Source organism: Mangrovimicrobium sediminis, from assembly GCF_004745945.1.
In the GTDB taxonomy this organism is placed as follows: domain Bacteria; phylum Pseudomonadota; class Gammaproteobacteria; order Pseudomonadales; family Halieaceae; genus Mangrovimicrobium; species Mangrovimicrobium sediminis.
The window spans coordinates 96,666-113,806 of the sequence record NZ_SRLE01000002.1; the positions used below are offsets into that span (position 1 = coordinate 96,666).

At 62.7% G+C, this 17,141-nt stretch carries 11 protein-coding genes and 5 tRNA genes; all 16 read left to right on the forward strand.

What is annotated here, in order from left to right:
- Nucleotides 1-375 precede the first annotated feature (375 nt).
- The 16 genes from E4634_RS21650 to E4634_RS02100 all read left to right on the forward strand — a co-directional run bounded on the left by E4634_RS21650 (nt 376) and on the right by E4634_RS02100 (nt 17,127).
- Entirely contained in the window at nt 376-1,035 is a 660-nt protein-coding gene (locus tag E4634_RS21650) for a VPLPA-CTERM sorting domain-containing protein (protein ID WP_206046768.1), read from the forward strand.
- Between the two features lie 175 nt (nt 1,036-1,210).
- Nucleotides 1,211-1,286 (forward strand) — tRNA-Thr (locus E4634_RS02030).
- A 153-nt stretch (nt 1,287-1,439) separates the two neighbouring features.
- Nucleotides 1,440-1,523: transfer RNA gene (locus E4634_RS02035), tRNA-Tyr, on the forward strand.
- Nucleotides 1,524-1,768: 245 nt separating this feature from the next.
- A tRNA-Gly gene (locus E4634_RS02040) sits at nt 1,769-1,842 on the forward strand.
- Nucleotides 1,843-1,858: 16 nt separating this feature from the next.
- Nucleotides 1,859-1,934 (forward strand) — tRNA-Thr (locus E4634_RS02045).
- 91 nt (nt 1,935-2,025) lie between these two features.
- Nucleotides 2,026-3,249, forward strand: a complete 1,224-nt coding sequence (gene tuf, locus E4634_RS02050; RefSeq protein ID WP_135440939.1) for an elongation factor Tu — start codon at nt 2,026-2,028, stop codon at nt 3,247-3,249.
- Between the two features lie 100 nt (nt 3,250-3,349).
- A tRNA-Trp gene (locus tag E4634_RS02055) sits at nt 3,350-3,425 on the forward strand.
- Nucleotides 3,426-3,539: 114 nt separating this feature from the next.
- A complete protein-coding gene (gene secE, locus E4634_RS02060) occupies nt 3,540-3,902 on the forward strand; it encodes a preprotein translocase subunit SecE (RefSeq protein ID WP_135440940.1) in 363 nt (120 codons plus the stop codon).
- Nucleotides 3,903-3,926: 24 nt separating this feature from the next.
- The gene (gene nusG / locus E4634_RS02065) at nt 3,927-4,460 is read left to right on the forward strand and encodes a transcription termination/antitermination protein NusG (RefSeq protein ID WP_135440941.1); all 534 of its coding nucleotides are present in this window, start codon (nt 3,927-3,929) and stop codon (nt 4,458-4,460) included.
- A 129-nt stretch (nt 4,461-4,589) separates the two neighbouring features.
- Entirely contained in the window at nt 4,590-5,024 is a 435-nt protein-coding gene (gene rplK, locus E4634_RS02070; RefSeq protein ID WP_135440942.1) for a 50S ribosomal protein L11, read from the forward strand.
- A gap of 1 nt (nt 5,025) precedes the next feature.
- Nucleotides 5,026-5,721, forward strand: a complete 696-nt coding sequence (gene rplA, locus E4634_RS02075) for a 50S ribosomal protein L1 (RefSeq protein WP_135440943.1) — start codon at nt 5,026-5,028, stop codon at nt 5,719-5,721.
- Between the two features lie 372 nt (nt 5,722-6,093).
- Nucleotides 6,094-6,621 carry a 50S ribosomal protein L10 gene (gene rplJ / locus E4634_RS02080; RefSeq protein WP_135440944.1) on the forward strand — a complete coding sequence of 176 codons (528 nt, stop codon included), beginning with the start codon at nt 6,094-6,096 and terminating at the stop codon, nt 6,619-6,621.
- Nucleotides 6,622-6,670: 49 nt separating this feature from the next.
- A complete protein-coding gene (rplL, locus tag E4634_RS02085; RefSeq protein WP_135440945.1) occupies nt 6,671-7,051 on the forward strand; it encodes a 50S ribosomal protein L7/L12 in 381 nt (126 codons plus the stop codon).
- Nucleotides 7,052-7,305: 254 nt separating this feature from the next.
- The gene (gene rpoB, locus E4634_RS02090) at nt 7,306-11,379 is read left to right on the forward strand and encodes a DNA-directed RNA polymerase subunit beta (RefSeq protein WP_135440946.1); all 4,074 of its coding nucleotides are present in this window, start codon (nt 7,306-7,308) and stop codon (nt 11,377-11,379) included.
- Between the two features lie 34 nt (nt 11,380-11,413).
- Entirely contained in the window at nt 11,414-15,628 is a 4,215-nt protein-coding gene (gene rpoC / locus E4634_RS02095) for a DNA-directed RNA polymerase subunit beta' (RefSeq protein WP_135440947.1), read from the forward strand.
- A gap of 413 nt (nt 15,629-16,041) precedes the next feature.
- Nucleotides 16,042-17,127: a GGDEF domain-containing protein gene (locus E4634_RS02100; RefSeq protein ID WP_167854728.1), complete on the forward strand. Its 1,086-nt coding sequence runs from the start codon at nt 16,042-16,044 to the stop codon at nt 17,125-17,127.
- Nucleotides 17,128-17,141 lie beyond the last annotated feature (14 nt).

The following is a 17,141-nucleotide window of genomic DNA, read 5'->3' on the forward strand; positions in this document are numbered from 1 at the left end:
TGTTGTGCACAACAATCATGCGGGTTGCCTGGCCGACGGGTCCCGGGGGTGAAAAGGCGGTAGCGCGCGAGGATAGCGGGGCGGGCCGCGCCAAGTCCAGTATCAGGTCACCAGCGCTGGTGGCGCGCCCGGGTTTTACGCGTATTAGCCCAGGGGGGTAGGCGTTCGGCGGCGTTTTTTCCCGCTACTGACCCGGGCGGGTACATGAGCAGCACATGGCCGTGGGATACAGTTTTCTGCAGATTAGTTGCACTGTCTCGGGTCCGTGATCACTGCAGGGGTGATCGCAATACCGGGCAGGCTGGCGACAGAGAACTGAACAGATACCCGGGGGGAAATATGGCCAGGCACTGGCTAGGTACGCAGGTCTTGGGGATGGCGCTGGCCGCGCTGTGCTCGACCCAGGCGCAGGCAGCGCTGGTCGGGTCGCTGGAGTTTCTGGAGCCGGATGGTACGGCGGCGGCGAACGAGGCCATCGAGGTCTGGGTACGCCTGACCCTGGACCCGGCGTCGGACGACCTGACCTGGGATTTGAACCAGAACTTTCCCTACGGCGTGGACCCGACCCTGATCCCCGATACCGGGTTCGGTGGCGAAGCCTTCGAGAGTTATTACGGCGCCTACAGCTTCGTTGCATTCTCCTGTAACGACACCTTCCTCAGCACGCCTGGATCGTGCAGCGGCGGGCCCTATACAACCAGTTATCCCAGCGGTCCCGGCCTGTGGTTTGACCAGGACAGTGGCTCGCTGGCCGCCGGTGCCAGCATGGACATCCTGCTGACCGTCCTGGTCCCGGATGGCGGTGTGGCACCCGACGGCACCTATACACTGTTCAATATCGGTTTTGGCATGGGTGTCGATGGCGAGGATGCCAACGGCAACTATCTCGATGCCGATATCTTCAGCTTCAGCACCGATTGCGGTGATGAGAGCTGTGCATTTACCCGCACCATCTCAGCGGTACCTTTGCCCGCGGCGGCATGGCTGTTCAGCTCGGCCCTGTTCGGCCTGGTGGTGGCGCGGCGCCGCAGCTGACCGCACCGCATCGCGATTCACAAGCCACCCCGCAGCGCGGGGTGTTTTTTTATCTGGCGCCGGCGCGTGCAGCGCTTGCATGCCCCCGGTGCTTTGCATAGAATCGGCGACCTTCAAAATGCCGTCCCCAAGCAGGGTTCCTGCTGCCAGGGCGGTATTGGCAAGACTGGTTCTGGCTGGCGTAGCTCAGCAGGTAGAGCAGCTGATTTGTAATCAGCCGGTCGGGGGTTCGATTCCTCTCGCCAGCTCCATTTTCCCACCGGAACGCATGTGTAGCGCGAGCCCCGCGGGGGCCCGGTCGCCGCACACTGCTGCGCGTTTTCCGGGCGGGCGTAAGTGGATAATTTTGTTGAAAAGAAGCGGTTGACAAGGGCATTAGGCATCCGGACAATATGCCGCCTTTCGGAGGGGTTCCCGAGTGGCCAAAGGGATCAGACTGTAAATCTGACGCGCGAGCTTCGGTGGTTCGAATCCACCCCCCTCCACCATGATTTTCGGCGACGCGATTGTGAACTTGCGCGCCAACTGGTTGAAAAGCCAGTAAATAATGCAGGTGCCACACGGGAACGGTGGGCAGGCATAGGAAGGCGTCGACTTCGGTGTCCCGCACGAGGGCCGTGGTCGGAGGGATGGCTGGACTATCCCGGGGCTACACAGGTGGCCTGGAGGCGAAGGCGGCAGCTAGCAAGTGATCGTCGCCCGGACTCCGCAGACAATCTGGTTAATGCAGGTCGCGGGTATAGTTCAATGGTAGAACCTCAGCCTTCCAAGCTGATGATGCGGGTTCGATTCCCGCTACCCGCTCCAGAGTTGGAAGGATAAAGCTCATATAGCTCAGTAGGTAGAGCACTTCCTTGGTAAGGAAGAGGTCACCGGTTCAAATCCGGTTATGAGCTCCATTCCAGTTCTGTCGTTTATAAGTGGTTATGAAGGGTTTTTACTCAGGCGCGAACCGGCAAGGCCGACGCCAGTGTTAAGGAGACTGTCGTAATGGGAAAGGCAACATTTGAACGCACCAAGCCGCACGTCAACGTGGGCACCATCGGTCACGTGGACCACGGCAAGACCACACTGACCGCGGCCCTCACCCGCGTGTGCTCGGAAACCTGGGGCGGCGCTGCTGTCGCGTTTGACGGTATCGACAACGCGCCGGAAGAGAAAGAGCGTGGCATCACCATTGCGACCTCCCACGTGGAGTACGACTCCCCGACCCGCCACTACGCGCACGTCGACTGTCCCGGACACGCCGACTACGTGAAGAACATGATCACCGGTGCTGCGCAGATGGACGGCGCGATCCTGGTGTGTGGCGCCACCGACGGCCCGATGCCGCAGACCCGCGAGCACATCCTGCTGTCGCGCCAGGTTGGCGTACCCTACATCGTCGTGTTCCTGAACAAGGCCGACCTGCTCGCAGAAGACTGCGGCGGTGCGGACTCCGAGGAATACGAAGAGATGAAAGAACTGGTCGAAATGGAGCTGCGCGAGCTGCTGGACCAGTACGAGTTCCCGGGCGACGACACCCCGATCATCTGCGGTTCCGCGCTGATGGCGCTGAACGGCGAAGACGAGAACGAACTGGGCACCACCGCGGTGAAGACCCTGGTCGAGACCCTGGACAGCTACATTCCGGAGCCGGAGCGTGCGATCGACCAGCCGTTCCTGATGCCGGTGGAAGACGTGTTCTCCATCTCCGGCCGCGGCACCGTGGTCACCGGTCGTGTCGAGCGCGGCATCATCAAGGTCGGTGAAGAGATCGAGATCGTCGGTATCAAGGACACCACCAAGACCACCTGTACCGGTGTCGAGATGTTCCGCAAGCTGCTGGACGAAGGCCGTGCGGGCGAGAACGTGGGCGTTCTGCTGCGTGGCACCAAGCGCGACGAAGTCGAGCGTGGCCAGGTGCTGTCGAAGCCGGGTTCTGTAACCCCGCACACCAAGTTCGAGTCTGAGGTGTACGTACTGTCCAAGGAAGAAGGCGGTCGTCACACTCCGTTCTTCAAGGGCTACCGTCCGCAGTTCTACTTCCGCACCACGGACGTGACCGGTTCGGTCGAGCTGCCCGAAGGTGTCGAGATGGTGATGCCGGGTGACAACATCCAGATGGTTGTGACGCTGATCGCGCCGATCGCCATGGAAGAAGGCCTGCGCTTCGCGATCCGCGAAGGTGGCCGTACCGTTGGTGCTGGCGTCGTCGCCAAGATCATCGAATAAGACCCAGTTGGGTCGGGGTTGTCGACTCCGACCCCTGTTTGGCCAAGCCGAACCGCCCTCCAAGAGGCAGTTCGGCTTCGTCGTCTAGGTTGGAAGATTTAGGCCAGTAGCTCAATTGGCAGAGCAGCGGTCTCCAAAACCGCAGGTTGGGGGTTCGATTCCCTCCTGGCCTGCCATTTTATGGCAGGGGTGGCGCACCGGCGTCACCAATGGCAAGAACAGGTGAAAGCCGCGCAGGCCCCGGGCAGTTGTCCGCCGGGCCTGGGTTTTCACGGGAAGGATAGAGATTGATGAGTGCTGAAACCACGACCAGCCGGTTCGACGGCCTGAAGTGGCTGGTCGTCGTCGCCCTGATCGCGGTAGCGGTAGTGGGCAACAACTATTATGCCGACCAGTCCATGCTGTACCGGGTGCTCGGCATCGTGGCGCTTGCCGTGGTGGCGGGCCTCGTTGCCCTGCAAACCGCCAAGGGCGCTGCATTCTGGGCGCTGGTCAAGGGCTCGCGCACGGAAATCCGCAAGGTCGTTTGGCCCACCCGCCAGGAGGCACTGCAGACCACGATGATCGTGGTGGCGTTCGTGCTGCTCATGGCTATTCTCCTGTGGGGACTCGACAGCCTGCTGGGCTGGCTGGTCTCGCAGGTCATCGGGTAACGGAAACAGGTAAAGGGTTTCAGCATGTCTAAGCGTTGGTACGTGGTTCACGCCTATTCCGGCTACGAGAAGAAAGTCGCGGCGTCGCTGAAGGAGCGCATCGAACTGCACAGCATGCAGGACCAGTTTGGCGATGTCCTGGTGCCCACCGAGGAAGTCGTGGAGATGCGCGGTGGCCAGAAGCGCCGCAGCGAGCGCAAGTTCTTCCCCGGCTACGTACTGGTGCAGATGGAACTCAACGATGATACCTGGCACCTGGTCAAGGAAACCCCGCGCGTGATGGGTTTCATCGGCGGCAAGGCGGATGCGCCGGCGCCGATTACCGAAGCGGAGGCGAACGCCATCCTGCAGCGCGTCGAGGCCGGTGTGGAAGCGCCGCGGCCCAAGACTTTGTTCGAGCCCGGCGAGATGGTGCGGGTTATCGACGGCCCCTTCAACGACTTCAACGGTGTCGTCGAAGAGGTCAATTACGAGAAGAACCGCCTCAACGTGGCGGTACTGATTTTCGGTCGCTCTACCCCGGTGGAACTGGAATTCAGCCAGGTCGAAAAGGCCTGAGGAATCGAAAAGGGGTCAGAGCCCTTTTTTAAAGCAGTTACCTGGAAAAGGGCTCTGACCCCTTTTCACACTGATGGGGAGCCCCAGTAGGCGCGAGCCGAAACGGCGTTATTACCCGGGAGACAAGCAATGGCAAAGAAAGTCGAAGCTTATATCAAGCTGCAGGTGCCTGCCGGCCAGGCAAACCCGAGCCCGCCCGTGGGCCCGGCGCTGGGTCAGCACGGCGTCAACATCATGGAGTTCTGCAAGGCGTTCAACGCCGAGACCCAGGGCATGGAGCCCGGTCTGCCGACCCCCGTGGTTATCACGGTTTACAGCGACCGCTCCTTCACCTTCATCAAGAAGACCCCGCCGGCGGCCGTGCTGCTGCGCAAGGTCGCGAAGATCCAGAAGGGCTCCGCTACCCCCAACACCAACAAGGTGGCCAAGGTCACCCGTGCCCAGCTCGAGGAAGTGGCTACCCAGAAGTGGCCCGACCTGACCGCAGCGGACATGGATGCAGCGGTACGTACCATTGCCGGCAGCGCTCGCAGCGCCGGTATCGAAGTAGAGGGGGTGAACTGAGATGGCCAAGCTTTCCAAGCGCGTTCGCGCGTACCGTGAAAAAGTCGATCCCCGCAAGTCTTACCCGCTGGAAGAAGCGGTCGGCCTGCTGAAGGAGTTCGCCACCGCCAAGTTCAACGAGACCGTCGAGGTCGCCGTGAACCTGGGTGTCGACGCCCGTAAATCCGACCAGGCTGTCCGCGGCGCGACCACGCTGCCCTTCGGCACCGGTTCCGAAGTGCGTGTCGCCGTGTTCACCCAGGGTGACGCGGCCGAGAAGGCCAAGGCGGCCGGCGCCGACTTCGTCGGCATGGAAGAGCTCGCCGAGCAGATCAAGGGCGGCATGATGGACTTCGACGTGGTCATCGCCTCCCCGGACGCCATGCGCGTCGTCGGCCAGCTGGGCCAGCTGCTGGGTCCGCGCGGCCTGATGCCGAACCCGAAGACCGGCACGGTAACTCCCGACGTGGAAACCGCAGTGCAGAACGCCAAGGCTGGCCAGATGCGCTACCGCACGGACAAGAACGGCATCATCCACGGCGGTATCGGCAAGGTTAACTTCGAGCTGGACGCACTGCGCGGCAACCTCGAAGCGGTACTGGCCGACCTGAAAAAGGCCAAGCCGTCGACTTCCAAGGGTATCTACCTGAAGAAGATCAGCCTGAGCACCACCATGGGCCCGGGCGTGACCATCGACCAAGCGTCGCTGGACCTGTAAGGGTCCCCGCCCCTCCGTCAAAAGAGGGGCAATGAAGAATATTGTCGGGTCGCACCCACAAGGCGCGGCCCCTCGATACCTCCCCAGGGATGGAGAGGTGGTCGGCCCGGAACGAACCCACAGGTTCACGCCGGGCCACTTTGAGGTCTTTTGGACAAGGCTGGGCGCAAGCCCGATCAGCTGAGAAAAGAAGGCCATCAAAGACCGTAGGTGTCACGGCCGCAGCGGTAGGCGGCACGGGCTTAATCCACGCGTCTTTCCGGGATCTCCCGGTAGCGCGGCAGCCTACGCAGATGGTGAATACGTTCACCAGGCAAGCGGTAGTCGCATAGTTTTGTGACTGCTTTAGTTAGCAATCCAGGAGTAATGCCAGTGGCAATTGGACTCGAAGACAAGAAAGCGATCGTAGCTGAAGTTAACGAGACAGCCACCAGTGCCCTGTCCCTGGTTATCGCCGATGCACGTGGCGTGACCGTGGACGGGATGACAGCTCTGCGCAAGGAAGCGCGTGAAAACCAGATCGTATTGCGTGTTGTGCGCAATACCCTGGCCAAGCGCGCTTTCACGGGGACCGAATACGAGTGCGTCAACGACGCCATCGTAGGCCCGTCCCTGTTCGGTTTTTCGATGGAAGACCCGGGCGCGGCAGCACGACTTTTCAAGGACTTCTCCAAGGAGAATGACGCCTTTGAAGTCAAGGCACTGGCGGTTGGCGGCCAGATGCTGGGTGCGGATCAATTGGATGTGCTGGCGAAGCTGCCGACGCGCGATCAAGCGCTCTCGTTGTTGATGAGCGTAATGAAAGCGCCGGCAACCAAGCTGGTTCAGACGATCAACGAAGTACCTGGAAAACTGGTTCGCACACTCGCAGCAGTACGCGATCAGAAAGAGGCGGCGTAAACCCCGCCTTTGGGAAATTTTTTACTCAGCTAGATAGGAGATATGAGTCATGGCTCTGTCCAAAGACGACATTCTGAATGCAATCGCTGATATGAGCGTAATGGAAATCGTTGAGCTCATCGAAGCAATGGAAGAAAAATTCGGCGTGACCGCCGCTGCTGCTGTTGCAGCTGCGCCGGCAGCTGCTGGCGGCGACGCCGGCGGTGCCGCGGAAGAGAAGACCGATTTTGACGTAGTTCTGACCGCCGCTGGCGAGAAGAAAGTCAACGTCATCAAGGTTGTTCGCGAAGTCACCGGTCTTGGCCTGAAAGAAGCCAAGGGCCTGGTCGACGGCGCACCTTCCCCGATCAAGGAAGGCGCTTCCAAAGACGAAGCCGAAGAGATCAAGAAGAAGCTGGAAGAAGCTGGCGGTTCTGTCGAGCTCAAGTAAGCTGGACGCCGCCCGCAGACATCCGGGCAAGGACGAGGCTGGTGGAGCGCAAGCCCACCGGCCTTTTCCCGCTTCATGAAAGACAGTTCCGACAGGTAGGTTGTTTCGGCAAAGCCGCCAACCAAAAGTGGGGTCAGATGAGACTTTTTGTGATGTCTCATCGCAGACGGGCATCAGAAAGAGTCTCATCTGACCCCACTTTTTAAACACGGCTTTGCCGAAGCAACTGCCACAGATCATGCTGGGGAGTACCGATGGCATACTCGTACACTGAAAAGAAACGTATTCGCAAGGATTTCGGCATGCTGCCGAAGGTAATGGACGTCCCTTACCTGCTTGCGATTCAGCTCGACTCTTACCGCAAGTTTACCCAGCAGGGGATTCCTGCATCCGAGCGCGGCGACTACGGCCTGCACGCGGCGTTCAAGTCCGTATTCCCCATCGTCAGCTACAGCGGTAACGCGGCGCTGGAATACGTCGACTACGCCCTGGGCACCCCGGTGTTCGACGTGGGCGAGTGCCAGCTGCGCGGCGTCACCTACTCCTGCTCGCTGCGGGTCAAGGTGCGCCTGATCATCTACGACAAGGACTCCTCCAGCAAGACCATCAAGGACATCAAGGAGCAGGAAGTCTACATGGGGGAAATCCCCCTGATGACCGAGAACGGTACCTTCATCATCAACGGTACCGAGCGTGTGATCGTCTCCCAGCTGCACCGCTCTCCCGGTGTATTCTTCGATCATGACAAGGGCAAGACCCACTCCTCCGGCAAGCTGCTGTACTCCGCGCGGGTGATTCCCTACCGCGGCTCCTGGCTGGACTTCGAGTTCGACCCCAAGGACCTGGTCTACGTGCGTATCGACCGTCGCCGCAAGCTGCCGGCGACCATCCTGCTGCGCGCCCTCGGTTACCAGACCGAGGAAATTCTGGACATGTTCTATGACGTCAATTCGTTCAACCTGAACGACGACGGCAATTTCCTCATGACCCTGATCCCCGAGCGCCTGCGCGGGGACGTCGCCACCTTTGAAATCAAGGCGGGCAAGAAGGTCGTGGTGGAGCAGGGCCGCCGGGTCACCGCGCGCCACATCCGCGAGCTGGAAAAGGCCAACATCACCGAGCTGGAGATCCCGCGCGAGTACCTGTACGGCCGCCCGCTGGCGAAGAACATCGTCGACGAAAAGACCGGCGAAGTGCTGGTCGAATGCAACACCGAGCTGTCCGAGGAAATCATCGGCAAGCTGGTGGAAGCCGGCATCACCAGTATCGAGACCCTGTACACCAACGAGCTGGACTGCGGCCCGTTCATCTCCGATACGCTGCGCCAGGACACCACCCGCAACGAGCTGGAAGCGCTGGTGGAAATCTACCGCATGATGCGCCCCGGCGAGCCGCCGACCAAGGAATCCGCCGAGAACTTGTTCCAGAACCTGTTCTTCTCGCCGGACCGCTACGACCTGTCCGCGGTCGGCCGCATGAAGTTCAACCGCCGCCTGGGCCGTGACGAAGTCACCGGCAGCGGCGTACTGGACCGCGAAGACATCGTCGACGTACTCAAGACCCTGGTCGGCATCCGCAACGGTAAAGGCATGGTCGACGACATCGACCACCTGGGTAACCGCCGTGTGCGTTCCGTGGGCGAGATGGCGGAGAACCAGTTCCGTGTCGGCCTGGTGCGCGTCGAGCGCGCCGTGAAGGAGCGCCTGTCCATGGCCGAGTCCGAGGGCCTGATGCCCCAGGACCTGATCAACGCCAAGCCGGTATCGGCTGCGGTCAAGGAGTTCTTCGGTTCCAGCCAGCTGTCGCAGTTCATGGACCAGAACAACCCGCTGTCCGAGGTCACCCACAAGCGCCGCGTCTCCGCGCTTGGCCCGGGCGGCCTGACCCGCGAGCGCGCGGGCTTCGAGGTGCGCGACGTACACCCGACCCACTACGGTCGCGTGTGCCCGATCGAGACCCCTGAAGGTCCGAACATCGGCCTGATCAACTCGCTGGCGACCTACGCCCGCACCAACGACTACGGCTTCCTCGAGTCGCCCTACCGCAAGGTGGTGGACGGCCAGGTCACCGACGAGATCGAGTTCCTCTCGGCGATCAACGAAGCCGAGTACGTGATCGCGCAGGCCTCGGCCTCGCTGGACAAGAACAACCGCTTCACCGACGAACTGGTCAACGTTCGCTACATGAACGAATTCACCGTCAAGTCGCCGGAAGACATCGCCTACATGGACGTGTCGCCGAAGCAGGTGGTGTCCGTGGCCGCGGCGCTGATCCCGTTCCTCGAGCACGACGACGCCAACCGCGCACTGATGGGCTCGAACATGCAGCGCCAGGCGGTGCCGACGCTGAAGAGCGACAAGCCGCTGGTGGGCACCGGCATGGAGCGCTACGTCGCCGCCGACTCCGGCGTGTGTGTCGTCGCGCGCCGTCCCGGCGTGATCGATTCCGTGGATGCCAGCCGTATCGTGGTGCGCGTCAACGACGCCGACGTCGGTGTCGACGAGGCGCCGGTAGACATCTACAACCTGACCAAGTACACGCGTTCCAACCAGAACACCTGTATCAACCAGCGCCCGATCGTGAAGACCGGCGACGCGGTGGCCCGCGGCGACATCCTCGCCGACGGCCCCTCGGTGGACATGGGTGAACTGGCCCTGGGCCAGAACATGCGCATCGCGTTCATGCCCTGGAACGGCTACAACTTCGAGGACTCCATCCTGGTTTCCGAGAAGGTCGTGAAGGAAGATCGCTTCACCACCATCCACATCCAGGAGCTGACCTGTATCGCTCGCGACACCAAGCTGGGGCCGGAGGAAATCACCGCCGACATCCCCAACGTGGGTGAGAGCGCGCTGGCCAAGCTGGACGAATCCGGCATCGTCTACATCGGTGCCGAGGTAGACGCGGGCGACATCCTGGTGGGCAAGGTCACGCCGAAGGGCGAAACCCAGCTCACCCCGGAAGAGAAGCTGCTGCGCGCGATCTTCGGCGAGAAGGCCTCCGACGTTAAGGACACCTCCCTGCGCGTGCCCTCCAGCACCAAGGGTACCGTCATCGACGTACAGGTCTTCACCCGCGACGGCCTGGAGAAGGACCCGCGCGCGCTGCAGATCGAAAAGCACCAGCTCGACGAGTACCGCAAGGACCTCAAGGAAGAGTACCGCATCTTCGAAGAGGCGACCTTCGCGCGCCTGGGCAACCTGCTCAAGGGCGCCAAGACCGTCTCCGGCGCCGGCCTGACCAAGGGCACCGCGCTGAACGACAAGGTGCTGGGCGAACTGGACCGCGAACAGTGGTTCAAGCTCAAGCTGGACAACGCCGACCTCAACGACGCGCTGGCCTCCGCCAAGCGCCAGCTCGACGAGCAGAACAAACTGCTCGAGGAGCGTTTCGAGGACAAGAAGCGCAAGCTGCAGTCCGGCGACGACCTCGCACCGGGCGTGCTCAAGATCGTCAAGGTCTACCTCGCCATCAAGCGCCGCATCCAGCCGGGCGACAAGATGGCTGGCCGCCACGGTAACAAGGGTGTGATCTCCGTGATCATGCCGGTGGAGGACATGCCCTACGACGAGAACGGCGAGCCGGTGGACATCGTGCTCAACCCGCTGGGCGTGCCCTCGCGCATGAACGTGGGCCAGATCCTCGAGACCCACCTGGGCATGGCTGCCAAGGGCCTGGGCGTGAAGATCGACCACATGATCCAGGAGCAGCGCAAGGTCGCCGAGATCCGCCAGTTCCTGGAGGCGATCTACAACAACGGCGCCGGCCGCATCGAGGATATCAAGTCACTGAGTGACGCCGAGATCCTGGAACTGGCCGGTAACCTGGTCGGCGGCGTGCCCATGGCGACCCCGGTCTTCGACGGCGCCGCGGAAGAGTCGATCAAGCAGCTGCTGGAGCTGGCGGACCTGCCCGAAAGCGGCCAGTTCACGCTGTACGATGGCCGCACCGGCGAGGAGTTTGATCGCTCCGTGACCGTCGGCTACATGTACATGCTTAAGCTGAACCACCTGGTGGACGACAAGATGCACGCGCGTTCCACCGGCTCCTACAGCCTGGTTACCCAGCAGCCGCTGGGCGGCAAGGCGCAGTTCGGTGGCCAGCGCTTCGGGGAGATGGAGGTCTGGGCCCTGGAGGCCTATGGCGCCGCCTACACCCTGCAGGAGATGCTGACGGTCAAGTCCGACGACGTGACCGGCCGCACCAAGATGTACAAGAACATTGTCGATGGCGACCATCGAATGGAGCCGGGCATGCCCGAGTCCTTCAATGTGTTGGTCAAGGAAATCCGTTCGCTCGGTATCGATATCGAGCTCGAGAACGAATAACCGGCCAACGAGATAACCTCGCGGAGGAAATACTTTGAAAGACTTACTGAATCTGCTGAAAGCCCAGGGACAGGTTGAAGAGTTCGATGCGATCCGCATCGGCCTGGCCTCGCCGGAGATGATCCGCGCCTGGTCTTTCGGCGAAGTGAAAAAGCCCGAGACCATCAACTACCGTACCTTCAAGCCGGAGCGCGACGGCCTGTTCTGCGCCAAGATCTTCGGCCCGGTGAAGGACTACGAGTGCCTGTGCGGCAAGTACAAGCGCCTCAAGCACCGCGGTGTGATCTGCGAGAAGTGCGGCGTTGAAGTCGCCCTGGCCAAGGTGCGCCGCGAGCGCATGGGCCACATCGAGCTGGCCAGCCCGGTCGCGCACATCTGGTTCCTGAAGTCGCTGCCGTCCCGTATCGGCCTGCTGCTGGACATGACCCTGCGCGACATCGAGCGCGTGCTCTACTTCGAAAGCTACGTGGTCACCGACCCGGGTATGACTACCCTGGAACAGGGCCAGTTGCTCTCGGACGAGGAATACTACGAGGCGATGGAGGAATTCGGCGACGAATTCACCGCCAAGATGGGCGCCGAGGCCGTGCAGGACCTGATGATGCAGCTGGACCTCGACCAGGAGATCGCCACGCTGCGCGAGGAGATCCCGGCGACCAACTCCGAGACCAAGATCAAGAAGCTGTCCAAGCGCCTGAAGCTGATGGAAGCCTTCGCCAACTCCGGCAACAAGCCGGAGTGGATGGTGCTCAACGCGCTGCCCGTGCTGCCGCCGGACCTGCGCCCGCTGGTACCGCTGGACGGCGGCCGCTTCGCCACCTCGGACCTCAACGACCTGTACCGCCGGGTGATCAACCGTAACAACCGTCTCAAGCGGCTGTTGGACCTGAACGCCCCGGACATCATCGTGCGCAACGAAAAGCGCATGCTGCAGGAAGCCGTGGACGCCCTGCTGGACAACGGCCGTCGCGGCCGCGCCATCACCGGCTCCAACAAGCGCCCGCTGAAGTCCCTGGCCGACATGATCAAGGGCAAGCAGGGCCGTTTCCGCCAGAACCTGCTGGGCAAGCGCGTGGACTACTCCGGTCGTTCGGTGATCGTGGTCGGTCCCGCCCTGCGCCTGCACCAGTGCGGCCTGCCCAAGAAGATGGCGCTGGAGCTGTTCAAGCCGTTCATCTTCGGCAAGCTGGAAGCGCGCGGCCTGGCCACCACCATCAAGGCGGCCAAGAAGATGGTCGAGCGCGAGCCCCCGGAAGTGTGGGACATCCTCGCCGAGGTCATCCGCGAGCACCCGGTGCTGCTGAACCGCGCCCCGACCCTGCACCGCCTGGGTATCCAGGCCTTCGAACCGGTGCTGATTGAGGGCAAGGCGATCCAGCTGCACCCGCTGGTATGTGCGGCCTACAACGCTGACTTCGACGGCGACCAGATGGCGGTACACGTACCGCTGACCCTGGAAGCCCAGCTCGAAGCGCGCGCGCTGATGATGTCCACCAACAACATCCTGTCGCCCGCCAACGGCGAGCCGATCATCGTGCCTTCACAGGACGTGGTACTCGGCCTGTACTACATGACCCGCGAGCGCATCAACGCCAGGGGCGAGGGCATGGCCTTCGCCAATGTGTCCGAGATCCACCGCGCCTACTACGCCGGCCACATCGACCTGCAGGCGCGCATCAAGGTGCGCATCACCGAGACCGTGATCCAGGACGAGGGCGATACCTTGGAGCGCACCGTGGTGGTCGACACCACCGTGGGCCGCGCCCTGCTGTGGGAGATTGTGCCCAAGGGTATCGGTTTCGACATGGTCAACCAGGCGATGACCAAGAAGGCCATCTCGCGCATCATCAACCAGTGCTACCGCGTGGTCGGCCTGAAGGCGACGGTTATTTTCGCCGACCGCCTGATGTACACCGGTTACGACTACTCGACCCGCTCCGGCGCGTCCATCGGCGTCAACGACTTCGAGATCCCGGAAGAGAAAGCCGAGATCATCGAGCGCGCCGAGGCCGAGGTACTGGAGATCGAGGAGCAGTACGCCGCCGGCCTGGTAACCCAGGGCGAGAAGTACAACAAGGTGATCGACATCTGGTCCCGCGCCAACGACCTGGTCTCCAAGTCCATGATGGAAGGCCTGTCCAAGGAGACCGTGGTCAACCGCGAAGGCGAAGAGGAGCAACAGGCTTCCTTCAACTCGGTGTACATGTACGCCGACTCCGGCGCCCGGGGTTCACCGGCCCAGATCCGCCAGCTGGCGGGTATGCGCGGCCTGATGGCCAAGCCGGACGGCTCGATCATCGAGACCCCCATCGTGGCGAACTTCCGCGAGGGCCTGAACGTACTGCAGTACTTCATCTCGACCCACGGCGCTCGTAAGGGCCTGGCGGATACCGCACTGAAGACTGCGAACTCCGGTTACCTGACCCGTCGCCTGGTCGACGTGGCCCAGGACCTGGTGGTCACCGAGGAAGACTGCGGCACCGACGCCGGCCTGTTGATGACCCCGGTCATCGACGGCGGCGACATCATCGAATCCCTGGGCGACCGGGTGCTGGGCCGCATCGTGGCCCGCGACGTGATGAAGCCGGGTTCCGGTGACGAGATCGCCATCACCGCCGGCACCATGCTCGACGAGCTGTGGATCAAGCGCCTGGAGGAAATGGGTATCGACGAGATCGAAGTGCGCTCGCCGATCACCTGTGAAACCCGCCACGGCATCTGCTCCTACTGCTACGGTCGCGACCTGGCCCGCGGTCACCGCGTCAACATCGGCGAGGCCATCGGTGTGGTCGCCGCCCAGTCGATCGGTGAGCCCGGCACCCAGCTGACCATGCGTACCTTCCACATCGGTGGTGCGGCCTCGCGGGCGACCGCGCAGGACAACATCCAGGTGATGAACGACGGTACCGTGCGCCTGCACAACCTGAAGACCGTGGAGAACAGTGACGGCAACCTGGTGGCGGTGAGCCGCTCCGGTGAACTGTCGGTGCTCGACACCCTGGGCCGCGAGCGCGAGCGCTACAAGCTGCCCTACGGTGCGGTGCTCAAGGTGAAGGACAACGAGAAGGTCACCGCCGGCGCCATCGTCGCCAACTGGGACCCGCACACTCACCCGATCGTCACCGAGGCGGCGGGTTACGTGAAGTTCAGCGGCATGGACGAAGGCATCACCATCAAGCGCCAGACCGACGAACTGACCGGCCTGTCCAGCATCTCCGTGATGGAAGCCGGTGAGCGTCCCGCGGCGGGCAAGGACATCCGTCCGGCCCTGACCCTGGTCTCCGACAAGGGCGAGGAACTGCACCTGCCCAACACCAACGTCCCGGCCCACTACTTCCTGCCCGCCCACGCGCTGGTCGGCCTGGAGGACGGCGCCAAGATCGAGGTGGGTGACGTCATCGCGCGTATCCCGCAGGAAGGCTCCAAGACCCGCGACATCACCGGTGGTCTGCCGCGTGTTGCCGACCTGTTCGAGGCGCGCAAGCCGAAGGAACCCGCCATCCTGGCGGAGATCTCCGGCACCGTGTCCTTCGGCAAGGAGACCAAGGGCAAGCGCCGCCTGGTGATCACCCCGACCGAGGGCACTGCGCCCGACGGTTCGGAAACCTACGAGGTGCTGATCCCCAAATGGCGCAGCATGTCGGTGTTCGAGGGTGAATTCGTCGAGAAGGGTGAAGTGGTCTCCGAAGGTCCGCCCAACCCGCACGACATCCTGCGCCTGAAGGGCATCGAGGAGCTGGCGAAGTACATCGTCAACGAGATCCAGGAGGTCTACCGCCTGCAGGGTGTGAAGATCAACGACAAGCACATCGAGGTGATCGTTCGCCAGATGCTGCGCAAGGTGATCATCACGTCCAGCGGCGACTCCACTCTGATCAAGGGCGAGCAGGTGGAATTCACCACCCTGCTCGAGGAGAACGAGCGCCTGCTGGCCGACGGCATGGTCGCCGCCAACGGCGAGCGCGAGCTGCTGGGTATCACCAAGGCCTCGCTGGCGACGGAGAGCTTCATCTCCGCGGCCTCCTTCCAGGAGACCACCCGCGTCCTCACCGAGGCGGCGGTTACCGGCAAGCGCGACTTCCTGCGCGGCCTGAAGGAGAACGTGGTCGTGGGTCGCCTGATCCCCGCCGGTACTGGCCTGGCCTACCACGACGAGCGCAAGCGCCGTCGCGAAGCCAGCTCGGAGATGGCGGTGTCCGCCCAGGAAATCGAAGCGGCACTCACCGAGGCTCTGCAGGCGGACGACTGATCGCCCGCGGCGCCCCGGCGCACAGCGTTACTGCAAGGGCTCACCCGCGAGGGTGGGCCCTTTTTCTTTGCGCCGTCCGGTGGCAGCCGCCGGGGTCAGAGTCGCGACTGCGACCCCTTGTAGCCGGCCCGCCGCGTGCAGCCGGGGTCAGAGTCGTGACTCTGACCCCTCAAGGCCCTGCGTCATCCCAGAATGTGAGCAGGTGCACTATCCGGACACGCCGACACCGGCAAGTGCCAGCTTTATGATGCAAATCCAGGGCGTTCCAGCTAATGTTCATAGAGAGATCAGGGGCATGGATGCAGTATGGAGAACAGGCCTGTGGGGACCATGAATCAAGCCAGGCGGGACGTGAGGGCAAGCGGCGCCGCTGCGCCCGTGCCAATTCGGCCCCCGGCCGGCGGAGCCGCGCGGTGATCTGGCAGTTGTTGCTGCGGGTGATCGACCCCCTGGTGCCGCGCAGCATCCGCGAGCACCAGCAGGTCGAGGAACTGGTGCGCGCGCGCTCCCTGGTGCTGATCACCCTGACCAGCTGCCTGGGTGCAGCCGGGGTACTGGCGGCCTCGCTGGTCTCGACGATTCTGCCCGAAGACATGCGGCTGATCTCCACGCTCGCCCTGCTCGCCCTGTTGCTGGGCAATGCGCTGGCACTGTGGGTGTTCCGCTACAGTGCGCGTTTCACCCTCGCCGCAAACATCTATGTCCTGAGCGTCTATCTCGCCACGGTGGGCACATTCCTGATGGCGGATGCCCCGGAATACGTGCATCTGCTGATGATGATGTTCTGTATTCCGGTGGTCATGTCCTATATTGCCGACCACACATCGGCGATAAGCTGGCTGGTTGTCATCACCGTTTCTCCCTGTCTCGCAGTGCTGGCCGGTAATCCCCTGGTCGGCGCCATGTTCCTCGCCTGCTGGTGGCTGGGTTGTTTCACCATGTTTTCGGCGCTGTGTATGGAGCAGTTCTACCGCGAGAGCATGCGCTCCCGCCTGCATATGGAGCGGGACCGCTTCGAGTTTGCCGCCGCCCACGACCCGCTGACCGGCCTGGCCAATCGCAACACCTTCGACCAGCGCCTGCAGCAGAGTATCGAGCGCTGCGCGACGACCGGCGAGCGCCTCGTGCTGGTGATGATCGACCTCAACCGCTTCAAGCCGATCAACGACTGCTACGGTCACCAGACCGGCGACCTGATCCTGACCACCGTGGCGCAGCGCCTGCGCAACCTGGTGCGCCGGGCGGACACCGTGGCCCGCCTTGGCGGCGACGAGTTCGCCATCCTCGTCCACAGTCGCGACGCGGACGGCATTGCCGCGCGCATTTCGCGCACCATCGGTGCGCCGGTGGCGGCGGATGGCCAGCGCCTGAGCGTGGGCTGCAGTACCGGGGTAGCGGTATGTCCCGATGACAGCCTCGAAGCCGGGGAACTGCTGCGCATCGCCGACGAGCGCATGTACGTCGACAAGCGCCGCCGGCGCATGGAAGTCGTGGTCTGACGTTGCTCTCGCAG

What these genes read in the sequence shown, in the direction of transcription:
- E4634_RS21650 (WP_206046768.1), top strand. Translation starts at nt 376, where the DNA reads ATGGCGCTGGCCGCGCTGTGCTCGACCCAGGCGCAGGCAGCGCTGGTC.
- tuf (WP_135440939.1), top strand. Translation starts at nt 2,026, where the DNA reads ATGGGAAAGGCAACATTTGAACGCACCAAGCCGCACGTCAACGTGGGC.
- secE (WP_135440940.1), top strand. Translation starts at nt 3,540, where the DNA reads ATGAGTGCTGAAACCACGACCAGCCGGTTCGACGGCCTGAAGTGGCTG.
- nusG (WP_135440941.1), top strand. Translation starts at nt 3,927, where the DNA reads ATGTCTAAGCGTTGGTACGTGGTTCACGCCTATTCCGGCTACGAGAAG.
- rplK (WP_135440942.1), top strand. Translation starts at nt 4,590, where the DNA reads ATGGCAAAGAAAGTCGAAGCTTATATCAAGCTGCAGGTGCCTGCCGGC.
- rplA (WP_135440943.1), top strand. Translation starts at nt 5,026, where the DNA reads ATGGCCAAGCTTTCCAAGCGCGTTCGCGCGTACCGTGAAAAAGTCGAT.
- rplL (WP_135440945.1), top strand. Translation starts at nt 6,671, where the DNA reads ATGGCTCTGTCCAAAGACGACATTCTGAATGCAATCGCTGATATGAGC.
- rpoB (WP_135440946.1), top strand. Translation starts at nt 7,306, where the DNA reads ATGGCATACTCGTACACTGAAAAGAAACGTATTCGCAAGGATTTCGGC.